At 72.3% G+C, this 23,449-nt stretch carries 18 protein-coding genes; 7 read left to right on the forward strand and 11 right to left on the reverse strand.

The window, feature by feature from the left end:
- Nucleotides 1–8: 8 nt before the first annotated feature.
- Nucleotides 9–1,682, forward strand: a complete 1,674-nt coding sequence (locus MED15_RS29665) for a glycoside hydrolase family 13 protein (RefSeq protein ID WP_112697975.1) — start codon at nt 9–11, stop codon at nt 1,680–1,682.
- Nucleotides 1,683–1,920: 238 nt separating this feature from the next.
- Here the strand turns inward: MED15_RS29665 and MED15_RS29670 are convergent, their stop codons facing one another.
- The 3 genes from MED15_RS29670 to xylA form a co-directional block, all read right to left on the reverse strand.
- Nucleotides 1,921–3,354: an MFS transporter gene (locus MED15_RS29670; protein WP_112584072.1), complete on the reverse strand. Its 1,434-nt coding sequence runs from the start codon at nt 3,352–3,354 to the stop codon at nt 1,921–1,923.
- Between the two features lie 93 nt (nt 3,355–3,447).
- Nucleotides 3,448–4,875: a xylulokinase gene (gene xylB, locus MED15_RS29675; protein ID WP_112584071.1), complete on the reverse strand. Its 1,428-nt coding sequence runs from the start codon at nt 4,873–4,875 to the stop codon at nt 3,448–3,450.
- Nucleotides 4,876–4,884: 9 nt separating this feature from the next.
- Nucleotides 4,885–6,072, reverse strand: a complete 1,188-nt coding sequence (gene xylA, locus MED15_RS29680; RefSeq protein WP_091405721.1) for a xylose isomerase — start codon at nt 6,070–6,072, stop codon at nt 4,885–4,887.
- A 78-nt stretch (nt 6,073–6,150) separates the two neighbouring features.
- On the opposite strand from xylA, the gene MED15_RS29685 reads away from it, so the two are divergent.
- Nucleotides 6,151–7,389, forward strand: a complete 1,239-nt coding sequence (locus MED15_RS29685; RefSeq protein WP_181518417.1) for an ROK family transcriptional regulator — start codon at nt 6,151–6,153, stop codon at nt 7,387–7,389.
- A 126-nt stretch (nt 7,390–7,515) separates the two neighbouring features.
- Nucleotides 7,516–9,126, forward strand: a complete 1,611-nt coding sequence (locus tag MED15_RS29690) for a PP2C family protein-serine/threonine phosphatase (RefSeq protein ID WP_244220635.1) — start codon at nt 7,516–7,518, stop codon at nt 9,124–9,126.
- Nucleotides 9,127–9,154: 28 nt separating this feature from the next.
- Here the strand turns inward: MED15_RS29690 and MED15_RS29695 are convergent, their stop codons facing one another.
- Nucleotides 9,155–9,781 (reverse strand): MarR family winged helix-turn-helix transcriptional regulator, encoded by a 627-nt coding sequence (locus tag MED15_RS29695; RefSeq protein WP_112584069.1) that lies wholly within the window; start codon nt 9,779–9,781, stop codon nt 9,155–9,157.
- A 97-nt stretch (nt 9,782–9,878) separates the two neighbouring features.
- Here MED15_RS29695 and MED15_RS29700 point away from each other — a divergent pair, with 97 nt between their 5' ends.
- Nucleotides 9,879–11,009 carry a PP2C family protein-serine/threonine phosphatase gene (locus MED15_RS29700; RefSeq protein ID WP_112697977.1) on the forward strand — a complete coding sequence of 377 codons (1,131 nt, stop codon included), beginning with the start codon at nt 9,879–9,881 and terminating at the stop codon, nt 11,007–11,009.
- A gap of 7 nt (nt 11,010–11,016) precedes the next feature.
- Here the strand turns inward: MED15_RS29700 and MED15_RS29705 are convergent, their stop codons facing one another.
- The 7 genes from MED15_RS29705 to MED15_RS29735 form a co-directional block, all read right to left on the reverse strand.
- Nucleotides 11,017–12,498 carry a sugar transferase gene (locus MED15_RS29705; protein ID WP_112601390.1) on the reverse strand — a complete coding sequence of 494 codons (1,482 nt, stop codon included), beginning with the start codon at nt 12,496–12,498 and terminating at the stop codon, nt 11,017–11,019.
- Between the two features lie 216 nt (nt 12,499–12,714).
- On the reverse strand, nt 12,715–14,472 hold the full coding sequence (locus MED15_RS29710) for a substrate-binding domain-containing protein (protein ID WP_112584166.1): 1,758 nt from the start codon (nt 14,470–14,472) through the stop codon (nt 12,715–12,717).
- A gap of 157 nt (nt 14,473–14,629) precedes the next feature.
- On the reverse strand, nt 14,630–15,667 hold the full coding sequence (locus MED15_RS29715; protein WP_208646749.1) for a lactonase family protein: 1,038 nt from the start codon (nt 15,665–15,667) through the stop codon (nt 14,630–14,632).
- An 87-nt stretch (nt 15,668–15,754) separates the two neighbouring features.
- Entirely contained in the window at nt 15,755–16,357 is a 603-nt protein-coding gene (locus MED15_RS29720) for a GTP-binding protein (RefSeq protein ID WP_112737532.1), read from the reverse strand.
- Nucleotides 16,338–16,727 carry a DUF742 domain-containing protein gene (locus MED15_RS29725; protein ID WP_112698029.1) on the reverse strand — a complete coding sequence of 130 codons (390 nt, stop codon included), beginning with the start codon at nt 16,725–16,727 and terminating at the stop codon, nt 16,338–16,340. Before MED15_RS29725 ends, MED15_RS29720 begins: the two co-directional genes overlap by 20 nt.
- Entirely contained in the window at nt 16,717–17,139 is a 423-nt protein-coding gene (locus MED15_RS29730) for a roadblock/LC7 domain-containing protein (protein ID WP_112584065.1), read from the reverse strand. The genes MED15_RS29725 and MED15_RS29730 overlap by 11 nt, the downstream gene beginning before the upstream one ends.
- Nucleotides 17,139–19,631: a sensor histidine kinase gene (locus MED15_RS29735; RefSeq protein ID WP_112737534.1), complete on the reverse strand. Its 2,493-nt coding sequence runs from the start codon at nt 19,629–19,631 to the stop codon at nt 17,139–17,141. The genes MED15_RS29730 and MED15_RS29735 overlap by 1 nt, the downstream gene beginning before the upstream one ends.
- Nucleotides 19,632–19,929: 298 nt before the next feature.
- On the opposite strand from MED15_RS29735, the gene MED15_RS29740 reads away from it, so the two are divergent.
- From MED15_RS29740 to MED15_RS29750, 3 genes are all read left to right on the forward strand, one after another.
- A complete protein-coding gene (locus MED15_RS29740) occupies nt 19,930–20,523 on the forward strand; it encodes a hypothetical protein (protein WP_112601435.1) in 594 nt (197 codons plus the stop codon).
- A gap of 11 nt (nt 20,524–20,534) precedes the next feature.
- A complete protein-coding gene (locus tag MED15_RS29745) occupies nt 20,535–21,578 on the forward strand; it encodes a hypothetical protein (protein ID WP_112584062.1) in 1,044 nt (347 codons plus the stop codon).
- A gap of 202 nt (nt 21,579–21,780) precedes the next feature.
- Nucleotides 21,781–23,439 carry a sodium:solute symporter family protein gene (locus tag MED15_RS29750; protein WP_112737536.1) on the forward strand — a complete coding sequence of 553 codons (1,659 nt, stop codon included), beginning with the start codon at nt 21,781–21,783 and terminating at the stop codon, nt 23,437–23,439.
- Nucleotides 23,440–23,449 lie beyond the last annotated feature (10 nt).

Below are 23,449 nucleotides of genomic sequence, written 5' to 3' on the forward strand. Positions count from 1 at the left end.
AGACGACCCTGAACACCGACCCGACGCAGCAGACCCCCTCCGGTCAACCGGCCACCGGCTGGTGGACCGAGGCCGCCATCTACCAGATCTACCCCCGCTCGTTCGCCGACTCGGACGGAGACGGAATCGGTGACCTGCCCGGCATCACCGCCCGCCTCGACCACCTGGTCGAGCTGGGCGTGGACGCGGTGTGGCTCTCCCCGTTCTACCCCTCGCCGCAGGCCGACGCGGGCTACGACGTGGCCGACTACCGCGACATCGACCCGCTGTTCGGCACCCTCGCCGACGCGGACAAGCTGATCGCCGAGGCCCGGTCCCGCAACCTGCGGGTGATCGTCGACCTGGTCCCGAACCACACCTCCTCGGCGCATCGCTGGTTCCGGGCCGCGCTGCCGGCCGCGCCGGGCAGCGCGGAACGGTCGCGCTACATCTTCCGGGACGGCCGCGGCCCGGCCGGCGACCAGCCGCCGAACGACTGGCAGAGCGTCTTCGGTGGTCCGGCCTGGACCCGGACGGTCGACGCCGACGGGCAGCCCGGCCAGTGGTACCTGCACCTGTTCGACACCGGGCAGCCCGACCTCAACTGGGACAACCCGGAGGTGCACGCGGAGTTCCTGGACGTGCTGCGCTTCTGGCTGGACCGCGGCGTGGACGGCTTCCGGGTCGACGTGGCACACGGCCTCATCAAGCAGGCCGACCTGGCCGACTGGCAGGAGCCGCAGGAGATCCTCTCCGGCAACGAGATCGACAAGCCCCGCCCGCCGATGTGGGACCAGGACGGCGTGCACGAGATCTACCGGCAGTGGCGGCAGGTCCTGGACAGCTACCCCGGCGAGCGGGTGCTGGTCGCCGAGGCCTGGGTGGAACCGGCCGAGCGGCTGGCCCGCTACGTCCGCCCGGACGAGATGCACCAGGCGTTCAACTTCGAGTACCTGCTCGCCGCGTGGAGCGCACCGGCCCAGTACGCGGTGATCACCCGTTCGTTGGAGGCGACCGACTCGGTCGGCGCGCCGACCACCTGGGTGCTGTCCAACCACGACGTGGTGCGGCACGCCTCCCGGCTCGGCCTGCCGGTCGGCACCGTACGCCCCAACGGCATCGGCATCGGCGACCCGCAGCCGGACGCCGCACTCGGTCTGCGCCGGGCCCGGGCGGCGACCCTGCTGATGCTGGCGCTGCCCGGCTCGGCCTACCTCTACCAGGGTGAGGAGCTGGGGCTGCCCGAGCACACCACCCTGCCCGACGAGGCCCGGCAGGACCCGACCTGGGTCCGCAGCGGGCACACCCAGCGCGGCCGGGACGGCTGCCGGGTGCCGATCCCGTGGGAGGCCGACGCCCCGTCGTACGGCTTCGGGCCCACCGACGCGAGCTGGTTGCCCCAGCCCGCGCTCTGGGCGGAGTACGCGCTGGACCGCCAACGCGACGTGCCCGGTTCGACGTACGAGCTGTACCGCGCGGCGTTGCGGTTGCGGCGTGCCCACGGGCTGGGTCGCGGCACCCTGGAGTGGTTGTCCTCCGGCGACGAGGTGCTGAGCTTCCGCAATGGTGAGCTGACCGTGCTGACCAACTTCGGTGCCGCCCCGGTGCCGCTGCCGGCCGGCGCCGAGGTGCTCGCCGCCAGCGCGCCCCTGGACGACGACGGCGCGGTCCCGGCCGACGTGACCGTCTGGCTGCGAGGCTGATCTCGCGCCGACCGGCCCGTCCCGCCGAGCGGTACTCGCGGGCGGGCCGGTTGGGGCGGACCAGCCCGCTGTGGAGCTGATGTCGTAAACGATTCACGCCCCGCGCCCGCAGGCGGTGCCCGCACCGCCCGCACCCTCAAGATCGCGCTATTTCCAGGATGTAGTGGCCTCGGCCCACCGGAAGGCAACGAGAACCAGGAAGTAGCGCGATCTTGAGAGGCGCGAGGGCGCGGCCGCGTCAGAGGCGGTCGGCTCGGGTGTGCAGCAGGTCGTGCACGTTGTCGATGTCCGCCGGTGAGGTTCGCGAGGCGAGCCAGTACATGACGCCGGTCGGGATGAAGAAGAGCTGGAACGCGGCCAGCCCGACGGCGAAGTTCAGCGGTGGCGGGAATGCCGCTCGCAGCGCCTGGAAGGCCACCCCGACCAGCCCGTTGCCGGCCGCGCGACCGACCCCGTTGACCAGGTTGCCCAGGCTGTAGACAGTGCCCCGATGCTCCGGTGGGTTGACGTCGGCGATCAACGCGAACCAGTTCGGCGAGTTTGCCGAGGTCAACGCGAGCGCCACGATCGCGGTGAGCAGGCTCAGCCCGACCGACGGCTCGGTGAACACACTGGCCAGTACCGCACCCACCACCGCGCCGCCACCCGCGCCGTCCGGCACGTCGATGGTCACCGGAACGAAGAACAACACCAGGTAGAACGGCAGCGCGGCGAGGATGCCGATCGAGGCGACGAGTGCCCGCCCTCGCGGGGTACGGCGTTGTACTGCGTCACCGATCAGCCCACCCACGATGGACAGCACCCCACCGAGCTGGAACAGGGTGGCGAAGACGCTGCCCACCACCACAGCGGTCGACGTGGAGTAGCCCTGAGCCTCGGCCCGTTCGGCGAAGAGCACCGGCAGCCAGACCAGCGAGCCGAACGCGGCCTGCGCGGTCAGACCCTGCAGGATCAGCCACCGGTTGGTCCGCCGGGCCAGGATGCGCGGCAGGTCGGCGCGGCTGATCCGGTAGTCGTACTCGGCGCCGGCGTCCAACCTGCCGGCCAGTTCCGGCTCGCTCTGGCCACGCCGGATGTCGTACGTGAACAGGTAGGCCAGCGTGGCGACCAGGCCGACGCCGGTCAACAGCAGGAACGGCCGCCGCCAGTCGGCCGCCCCGAGCAGCCCGCCGACGAGCGTGCCCGCGAGGGTGCCGACCCCCTGGGAGAGCCCCCAGAAACTCATCACCAGCCCGCGCCGGGTCGGTGAGATCAGGTCGGTGACCACGGAGAAGCCCACCGAGCCGACCGCGCCGAGGCCGACCGCCGCGACCAGTTGCGCGGCCAGGAACGTCAGGTAGCCGCCGGCGAGCGCGCTACCGCCGGTGCCCGCCGCCCAGAGCAGTGTGCCCACCATGAGCAGCGGTTTGCGGTTGGTGCGGTCCCCGACGTACGCCCAGCCGACCGCCGCTACCGCACTGACCAGGAAACTGACCGCGGTGACCACGCCGAGCAGCCGCCCGGACACGTCGAAGGCGTCGGAGATCGGGCCGTACAGCGGGGGGACCAGCCCGATCGCCACGTTGTCCAGCGAGGCGAGCAGCACGAACACCACGACGCTGTACAACCGGTGGGCCGGCCCACCGCCCCGACCGTGCGGGCGCAGGCCGGGCCCGCCACTGGTCACCGTCATGACCGGCAGCCAACCAGACCGCGTGAAGGAGGTCGTCACGCGGGTGGGTGCCGGTCACCGTCGACCGGCACCCACCCGCGTCGATCCCGACGGTCACCGCCGGTCGAGCACCAACCCGCGCGCCGCGGCGTACTGGTCGCGCACGGCGGGGACGGCCGCCGTCGCGTACTCCTCGGTGCCCTCGACCGCCCAGAGCGGCGGCTCGGCGCCGCCCAGGGCTACCCAGGCGGCCTGCCGGGCGGCGCCGTCGGCGACGTACTCCCCGGCTGGCGGGACAACGACCGGGCAGCCGAAGACCTGCGGCGCGATCTGACGCACCGCGGCCGACCGTGCCCCTCCGCCGACCAGGATGACCCGGCGGGCGGTGGCACCCTGCGCGGTCAACGCGTCCAGCCCGTCGGCGAGCGCGCAGAGCATGCCCTCCACGGCGGCCCGCGCCAGGTGCGCGGGGGTCGACGTGCGCAGAGTAAGGCCGTGCACCGCGCCGGTGGCGAGCGGTCGGTTCGGCGTCCGCTCACCCTCCAGATAGGGCACCATGACCAGCCCGTCCGCTCCGGCTGGCGCGGAGAGCGCCAGCTCGGCCAGCTCGTCCAGGTTGACGCCGAGCATCGCGGCGGCGGCGTCCAGCACCCGGGCCGCGTTGAGCGTGCAGACCAGGGGCAGGAAACGGCCGGACGCGTCGGCGAAGCCCGCGACGGTGCCGCTCTCGTCGGCGGCCGGCACGTCGGCGACGCTGAACACGGTGCCGGAGGTGCCGATCGAGACGACCACGTCACCCGGGCCGGCGCCGACGCCCAGCGCGGCGGCGGCGTTGTCCCCGGTGCCCGCGCCGAGCAGCGCTCCGCCCGGCCCGCCGAGGCCGTCGGCGAGCTTGCCCGCCGACTCGGCCGGACCGAGCACCTCGGGCACCACCAACCGCCGACCGAAGCCGCGCTCCAGCAGGTCCAGTCGGTAGTCGCCGGTAGCCGGCGACCAGTAACCGGTGCCGCTGGCGTCGCCCCGGTCGGTGCGCAGCGCGCCCAACCCCGGTGCGCCGGCCAGCCGCCAGGTCAGCCAGTCGTGTGGCAGGCAGACAGCGGCCACCCGGGCAGCCAGCTCCGGTTCGTGCCTGGCCAGCCATCGCAGTTTGGTGATGGTGAAGCTGGCCACCGGCACGCTGCCGGTGGCCTCGGCCCAGAACCGACTCCCGGCCGAGCCGCCGCCGGCCTCCTCGATGAGGTCGGCGGCGGCGTCGGCGGATCGGGTGTCGTTCCACAGCAGCGCCGGGCGGACCACCCGGCCGTCCTCGTCGAGACACACCATGCCGTGCTGCTGGCCGGCGACGGAGATCGCCGCCACGTCGGCCAACCCGCCGGCCTGGTCGGCGGCGCTACGTAGCGCCTGCCACCAGGCTTCCGGGTCAACCTCCGTGCCGTCCGGGTGCGGTGCCCGGCCCTGCCGGAGCAGGGCGCCGGTCTCCGCGTCCCGGATCACCACCTTGCAGGACTGGGTGGACGAGTCAACGCCTGCGACCAACGGCATGGCGGGGCCTCAGCGGGCGCCGAGCAGGTGCTCGACGGCGAGCTGGTTGAGCCGGACGAAGGCGAAGCCCCGGGCGGCCACCGCGTCCACGTCGACGTCCTCGAACGCGGAGCGGTCGGCCAGGAGCTCCTCGTAGCCCTCGCCGTCGCCGAGCGTCGGCGTGCTCAGCTCGCCGACCTTGCTGGCGGCGAGCGCCTCGACCACCTCGGGGTCGGCACGGAACGCCGCTGCCCGCTCCTTGAGCAGCAGGTAGGTGCTCATGTTGGCCGCCGCGGAGGCCCACACCCCCTCCATGTCCTCGGTGCGGGACGGCTTGTAGTCGAAGTGCCGGGGGCCGTCGTAGGCCGGCCCGCCGTTGGGGCCGCCGTTCTCCAGGAGGTCCACCAGGGCGAACGCGTTCATCAGGTCACCGTGGCCGAAGACCAGGTCCTGGTCGTACTTGATGCCGCGCTGGCCGTTGAGGTCCAGGTGGAACAGCTTGCCCTGCCAGAGCGCCTGGGCGATGCCGTGGGCGTAGTTGAGCCCGGCCATCTGCTCGTGGCCGACCTCCGGGTTGAGGCCGACCAGCTCCGGGTGGGCCAGCTGGGAGATGAAACCGAGCGCGTGCCCGATGGTCGGCAGCAGGATGTCGCCGCGCGGCTCGTTGGGCTTGGGCTCCAGGGCGAACCGCAGGTTGTAGCCCTTGTCGATCGAGTACTGGGTGAGCAGGTCCACGGCCTCGCGGTAGCGGTCCAGGGCGGCCCGGACGTCCTTGGCAAGGTCGTACTCGGAGCCCTCGCGACCACCCCACATGACGAAGGTGCTGGCACCCAGCTCGGCGGCCAGGTCGACCTGACGAAGCACCTTGCGCAGCGCGTAGCGGCGGACGTCGCGGTCGTTGCTGGTGAAGCCGCCGTCCTTGAAGATCGGGTGGGTGAAGAGGTTGGTGGTGACCATCGGCACCACCAGGCCGGTCTCGTCGAGGGCCTTGCGGAACCGGGCGATGTGCTGGTCACGGGTGGCCGCGTCGACGCCGAACGGGATCAGGTCGTCGTCGTGGAAGGTGATGCCGTACGCGCCCAGCTCGGCGAGCCGGTGCACTGCCTCGACCGCATCGAGCTCGGGACGGGTGGCGTCACCGAACGGGTCGCGGGCCTGCCAGCCCACGGTCCAGAGCCCGAAGGAGAACTTGTCGGCGGGGGTGGGACGGGGTGCCATGAGCAACCTCCGGGGTGGTGTTGTCCGCTATTTGTTCAGCGATTGAATTATTTGCCCACCCTATGGCACTGTCAAGGGGTGAGCCTCACCCACGCCCCGGCCGGCGCAGTCCGTCAGGGCAGCCTGCGCGAGCTCAACCTCGCCCTGGTCCTCGGCCGGATCGCCACGGCCGACCGACCTCCCTCCCGCGCCGACCTGGCGACCGCGACCGGCCTGACCAGAGCCACCGTGTCCGCGGTGGTCGAGGACCTGCTCGCCGGCCGGCTGGTCAGCGAGTCCGACCCCGCGCCCCGCTCGGGCGCCGGCCGACCGGCGCGCGGGCTGGTCCTGGCCGATCAGGGGCCGGCCGGGCTCGGCCTGGAGGTCAACGTGGACTACCTGGCGGTCTGCGTGGTGGACCTCGCCGGCCAGGTCCGGCACCGCACGGTGCACCGGGCCGACCTGCGCCCGGTGGCCCCCGCCGACGCCCTGGCCCGCCTGGTCGAGATGGCCGGGGCAGCCCGCGAGGACGCTGCCCGGCACGGCCTCACCCTGGTCGGGGCCGCGCTCGCGGTGCCCGGCCTGGTGGACGACGCCGGGCTGGTCCGGCTCGCGCCGAACCTCGGCTGGCGTGACGTGCCGGTGCCCGCGCTGCTCGCCGAGCACCCTCCGCTGATCGAGCAGGTGCCCGGCGTCCCCGCACTGGTCGTGGACAACGAGGCCAACCTCGCCGCGCTCGGCGAGCTGCACTCGCAGCCACCCGGCCCGTCCAGCTTCCTGCACATCTCCGGAGAGGTGGGCATCGGCGCCGGCATCGTGCTGGACGGCGCGCTGTTTCGCGGCGTACGCGGGTGGAGCGGCGAGATCGGGCACCTTCCGGTGCACCCCGAGGGCCGTCCGTGCCGCTGCGGCGGGCAGGGCTGCCTGGAGCAGTACGCCGGCCAGGAGGCGATCGTGACCGCCGCAGGGCTGGCCCGGGCGGAGCTTCCCGCGGACACCGCGACGGCCCGGTTGGCCGAGTTGGCCGAGGCCGGCGACGCCGACGCGCTGCGGGCGCTGCACGACGCCGGGACGGCGCTCGGCGTCGCGGTGGCCGGCGTCGTCAACCTGCTCGACCTGGACACCGTGGTGCTCGGTGGCGGTTACGCGGCGCTCGCGCCCTGGCTGTGCCCCCCGGTCCTCGCCGAGATCGGTGCCCGGGTGCTCACCGCGGCCTGGTCACCGGTCACGGTCCGCCCGTCGACGCTCGGCGCGGAGGCCGCCGCGGTAGGCGCCGCCGGCTCGGTGGTACGCAGGATCGTCGCCCAGCCCGCCGGCTGGCTGGCCCGCGCCGGCTGATCGCCACCCCGCACCGTGCGCCACTGTCGGAGAGAATCGGTATCCTTGCTCTCAGGCAACGATCCCCGGTGAGGAGTCGAGAAGCAGCATGCGCACACGTCGTCAGACGCGAGCCGGCGTCCGGCGGTGACCACGACCCAGCAACCCGGCGGCATCCCGTTGCCGGCCGACGAACGGTTGGCCCGGGAGCTGCTCGACGGGCTCGCCGAGGCAGTGCTGACAACGGACGGGACCGGTCGGGTCACCCTGGTCAACGCCATGGCGGCCGAGTTGATCCCGGAGATCGACGCCGGCACCGAGCTGGCCGGTTGCTCGGTGGCAGCCCTGGCCCGGGCGGTCGCCAACGGCGCTGACCGCTTCGACGCCGACCACCACGGCCGGCGACTGCGCGGCGTCCGACGGCAACTCGCCGGCTCCCGGTGGGCGTGGTATGTCCGCGACGTCACCGAGGAGCACGCCCGCGCCGACGCCCTGCTCGCCGAACGCTCCCGCACCGCCTTCCTCGCCCAGGCCGGCAGTCGGCTGGCGCTGGCCCTGCACCGGGACCAGGTCCTCCTGGCCACCACCACGCTCGCCGTTCCCTACCTGGCCGACGTCGCCGTGGCACTGCCCCGGCCGACCGTGCCGGCCGAGCCGCACCCCCGATGGATCCGGTACGCCGACGGCGAACCCGCCCCGATCACCGGTCTGGCCAGCCCCGCGCTGACCAGCTCCGTGCCCGGGCTGGCCGAAGCGCTGGCCGGCGACCGGGCCGAGCCGGGCCCCTGGCCGGACGCCCCGCTCGCCGACCTGGCCGACCTGCTGCCGCCCGAGTTCGGCCCCACGGGCATGGTGCTGGTCAGCCCGCTGCTCAGCGCCAGCGGGTCGGCCGGTGCGCTGCTGCTCATCCGTCGGTCCGGGCGGGCCGGCTTCGACCCGCGCGACGTGGAGCTGGCCCGGGAGTTCGCCGCCCGCGCGGGCGCGGCGCTGGCCACGGCCGACCTGCACGGTGAGCAGGCCCACCTGGCCCGGGTCCTGCAAACCAGTCTGCTCCCGCCCGAGCTGCCCGTCGTGCCCGGCGTGAGCATGGCCGGCGGTTACCGGGCAGCGGGCGACAGCCTGCGCATCGGCGGCGACTTCTACGAGGTGTTCCCGCACCCGCGCGGCGCCCTGTTCGCGCTCGGCGACGTGTGCGGCAAGGGCGTGGGCGCGGCGGTGCTGACCGGCCGGGTCCGCCAGTCGTTGCAGACGCTGAGGCTCGTCGAGCAACGCCCGCTGGAGCTGATCCAGCTGCTCAACCAGGCGCTGTTCGACGCGCCGGACGCGGCACGGCGCAACCAGTTCACCACCCTGTTGCTCGGTTCCCTGGACCGGGGGCCGGCCGGGCTGGACGTCCGCATCGCCGGCGGGGGTCACCCGGCGCCACTGCTGGTCACCGCCGACGGCACTGTCACCCCGGTCCCGGTCGGGGGCATGCCGGTGGGGGCGCTGACGGCCGCACGGTTCGCCGAGACCCGGGTGCACCTCGATCCGGGCGATCTGCTGCTCGCGTACACCGATGGGGTGACCGAGGCTCGCGGCCCGCGCGACGCGGCGATGTTCGGCGAGGCCCGGCTGCGGGCCACGCTCGCGTCGGCGGCCGGGCAACCGCCCGCGGCGCTGATCGACCGGGTGCTCCGCGCGGTCGACGACTGGCTGGGCGGGCAGGCCCACGACGACATCGCGATGCTGGCCGTGGGCGCGTCGGCGTCGGCATGACCGGCGGGTGCCGGCCCCGCCGGCTTGATCAGGCGGTACGGGCCACCGGTGGGTCGCCGGCCGGCCATTCCCGGGTGGTGCCGACCGATCGTTCCGGACCGCCCGACGAACCCGTCCACCCCGTTCGGGTCTGCCGACCCGCATCGTCCGACCAGTCCGCCGACCGCCCACCGGGCCGGTCCGGGTCGTTCGGCCAGTCCCCCTGGCCCGTCGACTCATCCGACGTCGGCGCGTTCTGCGTCTGCTGACGGCGGGCGGTCTCGTCGAACTCCCGCATCCCGCTCAGCAGCGCGTCGCGGCCCTCCCGGCTCATCCCGGCCAACACGGCGGCGAGTTGGGCCTGGCGGTCGGTCCGCAGCTGGGCGAGGAGCCGGCGGGCCTCCGGGGTGAGGTGCAGCGAGATCTCCCGCCGGTCGAAGCGGCCCGGCTCGCGCTCCAGCATGCCGGCGGCGACCAGCCGATCGCAGAGGCGGCTGGCGGAGCTGAGCAGCATGTCGAGTCGGGTGGCGAGCCGACGCAGGTTGATCCCGTCGTACTGCTCCACCACCATCACCGCCCGCAACTGGGCACCGGACACGCGGTTGGCGGTCCCCTCCCGGGCAGACTCCCAGATGCCCAGCAGGGCAGCGGCTGCTGCATCCAGCGCGGCAGCCATACTCGTCTCAGGGTCCGTCGGACGGTTCAGTTCGGCCATGGTGGCCCGAGAGTACTCCGAACCTCCTGGTGGTCGAGCTTTCAGTGAAGGACTGACGATGAGCGAACCGGTCAATCGGGCACGGCGTGCCCTGAACGAGACACCAGCTGACCGGCTCGTCGGTGGGATCGGGGACGTGCTCGCCCAGTCGTACGGGATCACCGACGTCGAGCTCTATCAGGTCGACTACCGACTCGCGGAGCTACTGCCTCTCACCGACGGTCACTCGATCACGAACCCCGGGCACCCGGCCTGGCGCGCCTTCGACCACCAGTCGCCGATACTGACCGACGGCACCGCCTGGTTCCCGGTCACCATGCGTGGCGAGCGTCGAGGGGTGCTGTGCCTGTCGCCCGTTCCGGACGACCGGGACGTCGTCGCCGACCTGGCCGACATCGCCACCGCGCTCGCCCACGAGGTGGCGGCGGTCTCCGCCGGCACCGACGTCTATCTGGCGGCCCGGCGCACCCAACGCCTCACCCTGGCCGCCGAGATGCAGTGGGACCTGCTCCCCGGCCGCAGCCGGATCCGTCCCTCGTTCAGCCTGGCCGGGCAGTTGGAGCCGGCGTACGCGGTGCGCGGCGACAGCTTCGACTGGTCCGACGACGGCGAACGGGTCTGGTTGTCCACCATCAACGGCACCGGTGAGGGGGTGGCCGCCTCCCTGCTCACCTCGCTGGCCACCCACGCGCTGCGCAACGCGCGTCGGGCCGGGCTGAGCCTGGCCGACCAGGCCGCCCTCGCCGATCAGGCCATCTACGACCTGTACCGGGGCGAGCAGCACCTCTCCGCGTTGCTGATGGAGTTGGACCTGCGCTCCGGGATGATGACAGTGGTGGACGCCGGGTCACCCCGACTGGTCCTGCTCCGCGACGGGGACGTCACCGAGCAGCCGCTGGAGGCTCAGTTCCCGCTGGGCATGTTCGAGGCGACCGACTACCACGAGCAGAAGTTCCCGCTGGAGCGCGGCGACCGGGTGTTCGTGGTCAGCGACGGGGTTGTGGAGGCCACCGGTCAGGACGTGCGCTACGGCGAGACGGCGCTGGACCGGTTCCTGCGGCGGACCGGGCCGATGGCCCCCCTGGACGCCGTCCGGTCGCTGATCGGTGATCTGCGCGCGTTCGTGGCCGGTGACCTGGTCGACGACGCGGTGGTCGTCTGCCTGGACTGGACCGGCCCGCAGCCGTGAGCGGTGGTCAGTACGCGCCGCGGCCGTTCAGCACCGCGCCGAAGGTCTTCCAGAGGATGGTGAGGTCGGCGGCGAGGGACCAGTTCTCCACGTAGTAGAGGTCGAGCCGGATGCCGTCCTCCCAGCTCAGGTCGGAGCGGCCACTGACCTGCCACAGGCCGGTCATGCCGGGCTTGACCAGCAGCCGCCGGGCCACGTCGCCGTCGTAGCGGGCCACCTCCGAGGGCAGCGGCGGGCGGGGCCCGACGAGGCTCATCTGCCCCAGCAGCACGTTGACCAGTTGCGGCAGCTCGTCCAGTGACCATTTGCGCAGCAGCCGGCCAACACGGGTCACCCGGGGGTCGTGGCGCATCTTGAACATCAGGCCGTCGGTCTCGTTGCGCGCGGTCAACTCGGCGAGCAGCGCATCCGCGTTCACCACCATGGTGCGGAACTTGAACACGCCGAACTCCTGCCCGCCCCGGCCGACCCGGACCTGCCGGAACAGCACCGGGCCCCGGCTGTCCACTTTGATGGCCAGGGCGATGAACGCGATCAGCGGCAGTAGCACCGCCAGCGCCAGCGACGAGACGGACCGGTCGACGAAACCTTTCACCAGCTTGCGGACCCCGCGGAACTCGGGCGCCTCGACGTGGATCAGCGGCAGGCCGGCGACCGGGCGGGTGTGGATGCGCGGGCCGGCGACGTCGGTCAGCGCGGGTGCCACGACCAGGTCGATGCCGGTCCCCTCCAACTGCCAGCCGAGGCGGCGCAGCCGGGTCGCGGTCAGCTCACCGGATGCGGTCACCGCGACCGTGTCCGCGCCGATCGCGGTGGCGGCCTCCGGGATGCCCCGGAACGACCCCACCACCGGCACGTCACCCAGCCGCTGCGCCACCGGCGCGAGCAGCGCGTCCGGGATGCAGGCACCCACCACCTGGTAACCGGCGTACGGCTCACGGCGCAGCGTGTGGACCAGCTCCAACACGTGGGCGGTGTCGCCGACCACCAGCACCTTGCGGGACCAGCCGGCGCCCAGCGAGCGGGCCCGGTGCAGTCGCTTGCGGGCGGCGAACCGCGCCACCTCCAGCCCGACGGTGCCCACCGCGAAGGAGATGCCCAGGAAGCCCCGGGAGACGCCGACGTCGGCGATGTAGCCGATGATGGCGATCGCCCCGGCCAGGCGCAGGCTGGCTGAGCTGACCCGCCGGTACTCGTCCGCCCCGTAGCCGATCACCCGGTCGTCGTAGCAGCCGAGCGCCTTGAGCGAGATCAGCCAGGCCAGCACCAACCCGGGGGCGACCAGCACGTACGGAATCTCCGAGCCGGTCGGCTCGTCGTCACCGAAACGGGCGACGTACCCGATCAGCAACGCGATGATGAGGATTGTGGTGTCCAGCACCACCAGGACCCGGACGTAGGATCGTTCGTCGGCGCGCGCCACCAACCCGGCGCGTCGACCGTCCGGCTCCGCCGACGTGGCGGGGGTCAACAGTGTCGCCACGCTCACCGGCCCTCCCACTCTATACAGGATGGCCCCGGCCGACGTGTCGGACCGAAGGCGGACCGACTATGCCGGAACAGTCGACATCCTGCCTTGACAACTATGACTGCCGATTGCTTCCGACGTATTGCCGTCACTTTTCTTCAACAACCTGATGGCCGAAAAGGGGCCTGCCACACCGAATCGACGGTACGGCAGGCCCCTGGACGTCTGAGTGTCAGCTCAGCGCGGCGCTGGCGGACGCCGTGCGATGGCGCTGAGGAAGATGCTGCCGATCTCGCTCGGGTCCTTGGTGACGAAGACGTCGCCACCGGTGACCTTGGTGATCGACTCCAGCTCTGCCTTGCTGACGCCCTCGCCGATACCGATCATGATGACCTGGACCGGCCGCTCCGGGTCGGCGAGCTGCTTGAGCTTGGCGAGCAGCTGCTGCTGGTTGAGGCCGTTGTTGTCCTCGTTCTTGCCGTCGGTGAACAGCACGATCGAGTTGACCCGGCCGGGCTGCCAGTTCTCCTGGACCGCCTGGTACGCGGCCAGCATCGTGTCGTAGAGGCCGGTGTCGCCGCTGGAAGGCTTGACGGTGGCGAGCGCCCCCTCCAACTGGGCCCGCTGGCCGGAGAGCGGCCCGATCGGGACCAGCTCCCGGTAGTCCCGGTTGCCGACGAGCTGGGTGGAGAAGGTCCACAGACCGATCGACCAGGAGTCGTCGAAGAGGCCGAGGCCGCGGCGGGCCGCGTCGACTGTGACCTCCTCCCGGCTGCGGTTGTTGGCGCTGGGCACCGGGTCCTTCATCGAGCCGGAGACGTCGATGACGGCGAGCATCCGTCCGGACTGGGTGGCGATCGACCAACTGGAGACGACCCGCTGGATGGCGGCCGGGTCGAGGCCACCCGCCGCGGTGCCGCCGTTCGCCGGTGCGGTCGGCGCGCCGCCGGACGGGCTCGGAGCACCCTGCGGCGCCTTGAAACCCTCGCCCCAGTTGCCGTCCGGCGCGCGCAGCGACTGCGCAGCGAGCCGGTCACGGAAGGTCGGGCTGGTGAGCAGCTCGAACAGCACCTTGGCGGCCGACGCCTTGCTCGGCTCGATGCCGGGCAGCACCGCGTACGGGTAGTCCAGCGGCATCGGCGCCGGCTCCATGTAGAGCGCGGCGAGCGGCACCGGCGGCTTCTTGCTGTTGTACGCCATCACGTCTTCTTCGGACAGCGCCGCCGCGCCGAGACCACTGGCGATGGACGTCGCGTCGTTGGCCGTCGGGAAGCGGGCCAGCAGGTCGTTGCGGAGCGAGGAGCGCCCGGTGGCCAGTGCGCGGAGCGCGCCGACGGTGTTGCGCTGGGCGTCGCCGCCGGCGCCGTTGGCAGCGGCGGTCAGCGAGAGCAGACCGGACAGGCCCGCGGCGTCGCGGGTCGGCTCGACGATCCCGGTCCGCAGTGGCGCGCCGGTGTTGGTGACCTGCTTGAGCAGGTCGGTCCAGGTGAACTTCTTGTCCGGCCAGCCCAGCCGGGTGGCGATCGGCTCGGGCATCGCGACGACGATCGGGCTGCGCGCGATGGAGGCGCCGTTGGTCGGAGCGAACGCTGTCGCGTCCTTCTTCAACCGCAGCAGCCAGGTGGAGGAGTCGGGCACCCAGACGTCCGGGCTGACGGCGGTGCCACTGGCCTGCCCCACACCGGCCAGCACAGCGCCGTGCTTGGCCGCCACCACTGCCGCCACGTCGACCGGGTCGGACGCGGACACGTCGACGCGGATGCAGGTCGGGCCCACCGCGGCGCCATCCTTGACCCACTGGGACGCGGCGGCGTCCACCGCTGGCGCGAGTTCGGAGGCGACCGCCACGGCGAGTCGGATCTCTCCCGAGCAGCTGGGCTGAATCAACTCCTGATAGCCGAACCACGCGCCCGTCGTCACGACGAGCACCCCCGCCGTTGCGGCGGCGGCGGCTAGGTGGAGTTTCGAACGCATGCGATGGCGGCCTGCTGACACGGTGACCATCTTGCGTACTAGGTGCCGTCTCTGCCACATCCGTTCGGACTAAAGTTACGGAGGAGAAACAGTTGACCACCTTTTTGCAACACAGAGTGACGTGGCAGCCCCGTGGCGTTGCCAAATCAGTGCAGCGCTCACGTCTCTAAACCATCGTTCAGGGCAGTACGCACGTCGGGCTCGGCACCGGCACCGGCTCGCCGACCGCCTCCGGGACGCCGGTGCCGGTGTCGCGCCGGAACACCCGCACCATGTCCGCCCGCTCGTCGGCGACGTAGAGGTGCTCCCCGATGAGGGCGAAGTGCCGAGGCCACTCCCCGCCGGTGTCCACTTCGGCCACCAGCTCGGGCAGCTCCCCGGCCACTGTGAAGACGGCCACGGTCCCCACCCCACGATTGGCGACGTAGAGGAACCGGCCGTCCGGGGTGACCGCGACCTCCGACGGCTGGACGTGACCGGCGCGCTCGCTCGCCTCGACCCGCCCGCGCTGGTGCAACGCGCCGTCGTCGGTCAGCTCGTAGGCGGTGATCGAGGCGTCCAGCTCCCCGACGAGGTAGCAGCGCCGTCCATCGGGGTGCCGGGCCAGGTGCCGGGGGCCGGTGCCGGGCTTCGTACGCAACCGGGGCGCACGCGGCACCAGTCGTCCGGTCGCCTCGTCCAGGTCGTACCGGTAGACCGAGTCGGTGCCGAGATCCACGCCGAAGATCGGCCCCTGGCCCACCCCGGGCGAGACCATGTGGGCGTGGGCGTGGTCCTGGCGCTCCGGGTCGGGGCCGTGCCCCTCGTGCACCACCAGGTCGGTGCGCTCGCCGGGCACGCCCTGCGGATCGAGTGGGAAGACCGCGATGCTGCCGCTGCCGTAGTTGGCCGCCAGCAGGTGACCCCCGCCGGGCAGCACCGCCAGGTGGCAGGGCTCGGCGCCGCCGGTCGACCGACTGCCGAGCGGGTCCAGCGCGCCGTCCGCCCCGACCTGCCAGGCGCTGATCTCGCCGTCCGTCAGCTCGTTGACCGCGTAGAGCACCGGCTGGCTGGGGTGCCGCACCAGGAAGGAGGGGGACGGGGTGGCTGCCACCGTGCCGAGCGGGGTCAGCGCCCCGGTCCTCGGGTCGCGGCGAGCGGCGACGATGCCGCTGCCCCGCCCGCCGCTCTGCGCGGTGTAACCCCCGATGTGGACGACCTCACCTTGACCGCTCACGCCCAACTCCTCCGCCGGCATCCTTGGTTGATCCAACCAGAGGCTGCCCGCGTTGCCCGCCCGTTAACCGGCTTTCCGGCCCGGATCTCAGGCCGCCGGCACCGGCTCGCCGCGCTGTCGCGCGACGTGCTCCACCAGAGAGATCAAAACCATCTTTCCGGACTGCCGGTCCCGGGCGTCGCAGAGCACCATCGGCACGTCCGGGTCCAGGTCGAGCGCTCGGCGTACGGTCTCCAGGTTGAACCGGCGGGAGTCGTCGAAACAGTTCACGCCCACCACGAACGGGATTCCCCGCTGTTCGAAGTAGTCGATGGAGGGGAAGCAGTCGGCCAACCGCCGGGTGTCGGCGAGCACCACCGCGCCGAGCGCGCCGAAGGCCAGCTCGTCCCAGAGGAACCAGAACCGGTCCTGGCCCGGCGTGCCGAACAGGTAGACCTGAAGGTCGTCGTTGATGGTGATTCGGCCGAAGTCCATCGCCACGGTGGTGGTGGACTTGCCCTCCACGCCGGAGATGTCGTCGGTGCCGATCCCGGCACCGGTGAGCACCTCTTCGGTCTGCAACGGACGGACCTCGCTCAGGGCACTCACCAAGGTCGTCTTGCCAGCCCCGAAGCCTCCCGCGATGAGGATCTTCAGTGCCAGCGGGATGGTGGTGCTGGTGCCCACCTGGTCATAGTGCACGGAGTCCACTGACCACCGCCTTGAGGATGTCGTCGTCGGGAAGGATGCCGGCGGCCGGCGGCTCGTGCACCGCGACCAGGCCCTCGGCGAGGAGATCACCGAGCAGTACCCGGACCACGCCGACCGCGAGGTCCAGTTCGGCTGCCAGTTCGGCCACCGACACCGGCCGGTGGGCCAACGTGACCAGCCGTCGATGCTCAGGCAGCAGATGCGAATGGCTTGTCGCGTCGACGTCCGAACCGGCCAACACGAACGCGACCAGGTTGAAATCGTCGACGGCGGAGCGTACCCGGCCTCCGGTGAGCGTGTACGGGCGCATCACCGGGCCGGCGTCACCGTCCAGCCACTCGTGCTGCGGCCCGGGCGGCTCAGTCCGCATCTCCGGCACCCGCTGCCGATCGGGCCGGCGCGGCGAGGCTCTCTCCCACCCGGATCACCAGCATCGCCATCTCGTAGGCGACCAGCCCGATGTCCGCGTCGGCGTCGCTCACCACGGCCAGGCAGGCACCCTGCCCGGCGGCCGTGACGAAGAGGTACGCCGCCTCCATCTCCACCACTGTCTGCCGGACCGGGCCACCGTCCACGTGCCGGCTGGCGCCTCGGGCGAGGCTGGAGAAACCGGCGGCGAGCGCACAGAGGTGTTCGGCGTCGGAGCGCTCCAGCTCGGCCGAGCAGCCGAGCAGCAGGCCGTCGGCGGAGAGCACCACCGCCTCGCGGGCGGCTGGTACCCGTTGCACCAGTTCGTCGAGCAACCAGTCCAGGCCGGCGCTCTGCTTCGTCGAATGCCGCACTAGGCGTCCCTCTCAGTCACGGTCGGGGGTTCGGGGGTCGTCGGCGGGTCGGTGGGTGCCGCCGGGACCGTCGGACCGGTTGGCGCCGCCGGACCGGTTGGCGCCGTCGGACCGGTTGGCGCCGCCGGACCGGTTGGCGCCGTCGGACCGGTTGGCGCCGTCGGACCGGTTGGCGCCGTCGGACCGGTTGGCGCCGTCGGACCGGTTGGCGCCGTCGGGGTGATGGCGGTGGCGCGTCCGCGCGCCGTGCCGGCCTGGAGCGCCGCCATCACCTGACGGACCTCCTCGGGCGAGCGGGGCGACGGCGTGTCGGTGACGGTGGACCGAGGCTGGACGGCGGGGGTACGACGTCGCACCCGGCGGGGCAGGCCATCCAGCTCGTCGTCTGGCTCGTCAGGAGTCGCCGAGCCCTCGTCGCGCCCATTGGCGGGCGGGATGGCCGAGGTCGGCGCTCCGGTGGGTGGGGCGGGCGGGGCGGTGCTGGCGGACGGGGCCGTCGGCGGGCGGGTACGGGGACGGGTCACGGTGCCCCGGCGCGCCGTCCGAGCCAGCCGCCGGCTCGGGTCGGCCGATGCGGTGCCGAGCGTGGCGGGGTCGGGGCCGGCCGGCGGCTCGGTGGTGACCAGGTCGCCGGGGACCAGCACCACGGCTGTCACGCCACCCTCCCCGGATGGGCGCAACCGCACCCGTACGCCGTGCCGGGCCGCCAGCCGGGCCACCACGAACAGACCGAGTCGGGCGCTCTGCGCCGGGTCGAACTCGGGCGAGCTGGCCAGCCGGGTGTTGGCGGTCTCCAGTGCCGCGTCGGACATGCCCAGCCCCTGATCGGTGATCTCCAGGGCGTACCCGTTGGCCACCTGCGCCCCGGTGACGGTGACCCGGGTGTCCGGCGGGGAGAAGGCGGTGGCGTTCTCGACCAGCTCGGCGAGCAGGTGGATGATGTCGCCGACCGCCCGCCCCAGCACGCCGGCCGGCTGCACGGCCTTGACGTCCACCCGTTCGTACGCCTCGACCTCGGAGATCGCGCCGCGGATCAGGTCGACCATCGCGACCGGGTTCCGCCAACCCCGGCCAGGCGCGGAGCCGGCGAGGATGACCAGATCCTCGGCGTGCCGGCGCAGCCGGGTGGCCAGATGGTCGACCTGGAACAGCTCGGCCAGCTCGTCCGGGTCCTCGCTACGCCGCTCCATCCGGTCCAGCAGATGCAGCTGGCGGTGCACCAGGCTCTGGCTCCGTCGGGCGATGTTGAGGAAGACCTCGTTGAGCCCGCGACGCAGGGTGACCTCGTCCACCGCGGCCTGGACGGCGGTGCGCTGCACCTCGGTGAAGGCGCGCCCGACCTCGCCGATCTCGTCGTGGCCGTACTCCAGCGGCGGCGCCTCCCGGGCGACGTCGACCTGCTCGCCCCGGCGCAGCCGGGCCACCACGTCGGGCAGCCGGTGCTCGGCCAGCTCCAGCGCGGCGGTGCGGACGCCGCTGAGCCGACGGACCAGGGTGCGGCCGACCCGCAGGGCCACCAGCACCGAGACGACCACCGCGACGAGCCCGAGTACGCCGGCGGCGGCCAGCCGCACCAGGATGCGGACCGCCATCGGCACCGAACGGTCGGTGAGAGCGTCGGCCTCGGACAGTTCGAAGTCCCGCAACTGCTGCTGCACCGCGTCCTGGCTGGCCTGCCAGGACGCCGCGTCGACAGTCGGCCGGCCGGACCGGTTGGGTACGACCAGCGCGTCCTGCATGCTGCGCAGCCGGGTGAACGCCTCACTCTCGGTCAACCGTTGGTACGCGACCCGGCTGCTCTCGGGCAGGTCGGCCACGGCGCTCTCGGTGAGCCACCGTTGGTTGCCGATGGCCTGTACGAGCTGGGTGTGCTCCCCCTCGGCGAACCGTCCGGCGGTCAGTGCGCCGGCCAGCAGCGCGTCGCTCTGGCCGAGCAGTTCCCGGGAGCGACCCAGCGCGGTGAGCGCCAAGGCCTGCCGGTTGATGTCGGGGTCGGTCAGGGTCGCCATGCCGGCGAACGCCTGGAAGGCCGCGGAGACCATGCCGCTGTAGAGGCCGATCGCGCCGGCCCGGTCCACCTTGCGCTCGTCGATGAACTTCCGCCCGTCGGGTAGCGCCGCCAGTGCGTTGACCAGCTGGTCGACCCGGGTTTCCAGCAGGTCGTCGGCGGCGTCGCGCAGCGGTTCCCCGTCCACCCGGCGGCGCAGCTCGGCGACCGCCCGATCGGTGCGCCCGCGCTGCTCGGCGAGTGCGGGCAGCTCGGTACTGCCGGCGAGCTGCACCGCCGAGAGTCGGCGTTCCCGTTGCAGCTCGGTGACCACTGTCTCGCCGGGGCGACCCAGGTCGTACAACAGGGTGCGGGCGGAGAGCAGGTTCAGGGCGGGACCGAAGGTCAGCGTGGTCGCGAAGATCCACAGCGCCAGGAGCGCGGTCACCGGCGCGACGACCAACGCGGTCAGCTTCGAGCGGATCGGCCAGTCGCGGGTTTTCATCAGACCTCGCCCGTACAGGGTGGCAGGAGGGGTGCCGGCACCGCCGGGCACCGCGCCTGCCGGCTGCGCGCCCGGCCGCGTCGCCGGGCACCGGCGCGGGCGCCTTGGGCAGGATACGTAATCGGAGGCTGTTTCACTACCGCCCGTGTCTTCACCGTGTCTTCACCGCCCAAGCGCCTCTTCTGGGATGAATCAGGTTCTGGCCGGTGAGTAGTTGGGCCCCTCGTCAGGAAAGTACCTCGGATCGGGATTGGCGATCACTGCGCGGAGGGAATAGCAGATGACGAAGGAGGAGCCCATGTCGCCCACGCAGATAGTCGTCATCGTGCTCGTCGTGCTGGTGATCGTCGCGGTGCTGGCCGTGGCCGCCCGCTCGCTCAACAACCGCCGGGCCCTGCGCAACCGGTTCGGACCGGAGTACGACCGGGTGGTGGCGGAACAGGACAGTCGGTCCGCCGCGGAGCGCGAACTGCGCGACCGGGAACGCCGGCATGCCGAGCTCACACTCACCCCACTCACCCCGGAATCCCGAGCCCGGTACGCCGCCGCCTGGGAGGAACTCCAGGTCCGCTTCATCGACTCCCCGGGCGAGACCGTGGGCGACGCGGACGTTCTGGTCACCCGCCTCATCGAGGAGCAGGGCTATCCGACCGGTGACTTCTCCGACCAGATCGCCCACCTTTCCGTCGAGCACGCCCGCACGCTGACCAACTACCGGGACGCGCACGAGATCCACCTGCGCAACTCCCGGGGCGAGGCCAGCACCGAGGAGCTGCGGCAGGCGGTCGTGCACTACCGCGCACTCTTCGCCGACCTGCTGGGCGAGGAGCCGGTCGGCCACCACACGCCCGAACAGCGCCACCACCCGGACCACGACTCCACGAGCCGCTGAGGAGGCCACCGATGCGCCAGGAAGAGCAGCAGGTGAGCAACGACCACCCGGAGGCCGTCCGGTCCGCGCCCGTGCCGGTACCCCCGGCCGGCGACCGGGCCGGTCGCTCCGACGTCCCGGAGGACGCCCTCGACGACCGGGGCACCTTCGACGACCAGGCCGCCGTCCATGAGCGGGCCGACGACACCGATCGGGACGCCGCGTACGACCCGGCCGACGACGAGCTGACCGACGACTCCGACCCGCGCCACCGGCGCGACGACCGGTCCACCGATGAGGGCGGTTTCCACGAGCCGGGGCCGCTGCCGACGACATTCGGCGCCACCACGGTGGCCGACGCGGTGGCCGCCTCCGCGCTGGCCAGCCCGCACCCACAGGATCAGCCGGACCCGAGGGCCGAGCGGACCGCCCAGCCGGGCGACGGTGCCGAGGACGGTGAGCGGGAGGGTCTGCGCGCCGACCCCACCGCGGAGCTGCACCGCCGCGACGCGTACGTCGACGACAGCGCGGACGTCGACGACCCCACCGACCTGGACGACCGCGCCGACGCCGACACCTCCGCGCGGACCGTCGTCCCGCCGGGGAGCACGAACGGTGACCCGGAGCGGCGCGGCGATCTGACCGGCGACCGGGATGCCGCGGCAGCTGGCGCGGCCGGCTACGGCAGCGCGACACCGGAGATGGTCGACCCGGACGCGGACGGCGAACCGGTCCCCGGCGACGACACCAGCCCCACGCTGGAGTCCGCCGGAACATCCCGACCCGCCGGGTCGACGGTCGCGGCCGAGCCGGCCACGCTCCTCGACACGGACACCGCGCAGGGCTTCCGGGACCGCTGGCGGGACGTGCAGCTGCGTTTCGTCGACGACCCGCAGGCGGCTGCCGGCGAGGCGCAGTCGCTGGTGGAGGAGGCCATCCAGGCCCTCTCCTCGGCGCTGGCCGCCCAGAAGAACACGTTGGGCGGTTGGCAGGACGCCGGCTCGGCCGACACCGAGCAACTGCGGATGGCGGTCCGCAACTACCGGGACTTCCTGGACCGCGTACTCGGTCGCTGAGTCACCCGACGCACACTGGCGCCCCGGCCGGAAACGGCCGGGGCGCCCTCTTGCGTGCCGATCGCCGCAGAGCACACCAGATCGCCCGAAGGGCCCGAACACGGCCGGTTCCGACCCTCCGGGAGTGAAACCGCGCGGACGGGGTAATAGGGCGCCCGCGCGCACCAACGAGCGCGGACGTCGGGAGCGAGGGGTGGACGGGATGGACGGCGACGGTCTTCGGCTCAACATGAACGGCCTGGACTACCTGATCCTGGCGCTGTACTTCGTCACCGTCCTCGGGGTCGGCTTCGCCGCGCGCCGGGCCATCCGGACCAGCGTCGACTTCTTCCTCTCCGGCCGCTCCCTGCCGGCCTGGGTGACCGGTCTCGCCTTCGTCTCGGCGAACCTGGGCGCGTTGGAGATCATCGGAATGGCCGCCAACGGGGCCCAGTACGGCGTGATGACGGTCCACTACTACTGGATCGGCGCGGTCCCGGCGATGGTCTTCCTGGGCATCGTGATGATGCCCTTCTACTACGGCTCCAAGGTCCGCAGCGTGCCCGAATACCTGCGGCTGCGGTTCAACCGCCCCACCCACCTGCTCAACGCGATCAGCTTCGCCGTCGCCCAGGTGCTGATCGCCGGCGTGAACCTGTACGCGCTGGCCCTCGTCATGCAGGCGCTGCTCGGCTGGCCGCTCTGGACGGCGATCGTGGTCGGCGCGGCGATCGTGCTGGCGTACATCACCATCGGCGGCCTGTCCGGGGCGATCTACAACGAGGTGCTGCAGTTCTTCGTCATCCTGGCCGGCCTCATCCCGGTCACCGTGATCGGCCTGGTCAAGGTCGGCGGGTGGAACGGCCTGATGGACGCGGTCGGCGACACCAAACTCGGCGAGGCTGGCCTGCACGCGTGGCAGGACACCGGCAGCACGGCCAACCCGCTGGGCGCGCACTGGATCGGCATCGTTTTCGGCCTCGGCTTCGTGCTGTCGTTCGGCTACTGGACGACGAACTTCGCCGAGGTGCAGCGTGCCCTCTCGGCGAAGAACATGAGCGCCGCCCGGCGTACGCCGATCATCGCCGCGTACCCGAAGCTGTTCATCCCCCTGGTCACCGTCATCCCCGGCCTGGTGGCCCTGGTGACTGTGAAGGGCCTCGGCGCGGAGAGCGGCGACCTGCAGTACAACAACGCCATCCCGCTGCTGATGCGCGACCTGCTCCCCAACGGCGTCCTCGGGGTGGCGGTCACCGGCCTGCTCGCCTCGTTCATGGCCGGCATGGCGGCCAACGTGAGCGGCTTCAACACCGTCTTCACCTACGACATCTGGCAGGCGTACATCCGCCGCGACCGGTCGGACGAGTACTACCTGCGGGTCGGCCGGTGGGCGACGGTCGCCGCCGTGGTGATCGGGATCGGCACCGCGTTCATCGCGGCCGGGTTCAGCAACATCATGAACTACATCCAGGCGCTCTTCTCCGTCTTCAACGCGCCGCTGTTCGCCACCTTCATCATCGGCATGTTCTGGAAGCGGATGACCGCGCTGGCCGGCTTCTGGTCGCTGCTGCTGGGCACCCTGGTGTCGCTGAGCCTCTACCTGCTCTACAAGGGCGGGGTGGTCGATTTCAACTCCGACCTGGAGGAGAGCTTCTGGGGTGCCGGTCTGGCGTTCGTCACGGCGGTGGTGGTCGCCGCGATCGTCACTCCGCTCACCTCACCCAAGCGGGACGAGGAACTGCGCGGGCTGGTGTACGGCATGGGCGGCGTCGACCTGAAGGGCGACCTGCTCGCCGGGGACGCCGCCTGGTACCGCTCCCCGGTGCTGCTCGGTCTGATCGCGGTCGCGCTGGCCGCCCTCTTCTACATCCCGGTCTTCTAAGGAAAGGGGT

This window comes from Micromonospora noduli (assembly GCF_003264475.1).
GTDB classification, from domain to species: Bacteria; Actinomycetota; Actinomycetes; order Mycobacteriales; family Micromonosporaceae; genus Micromonospora; species Micromonospora noduli.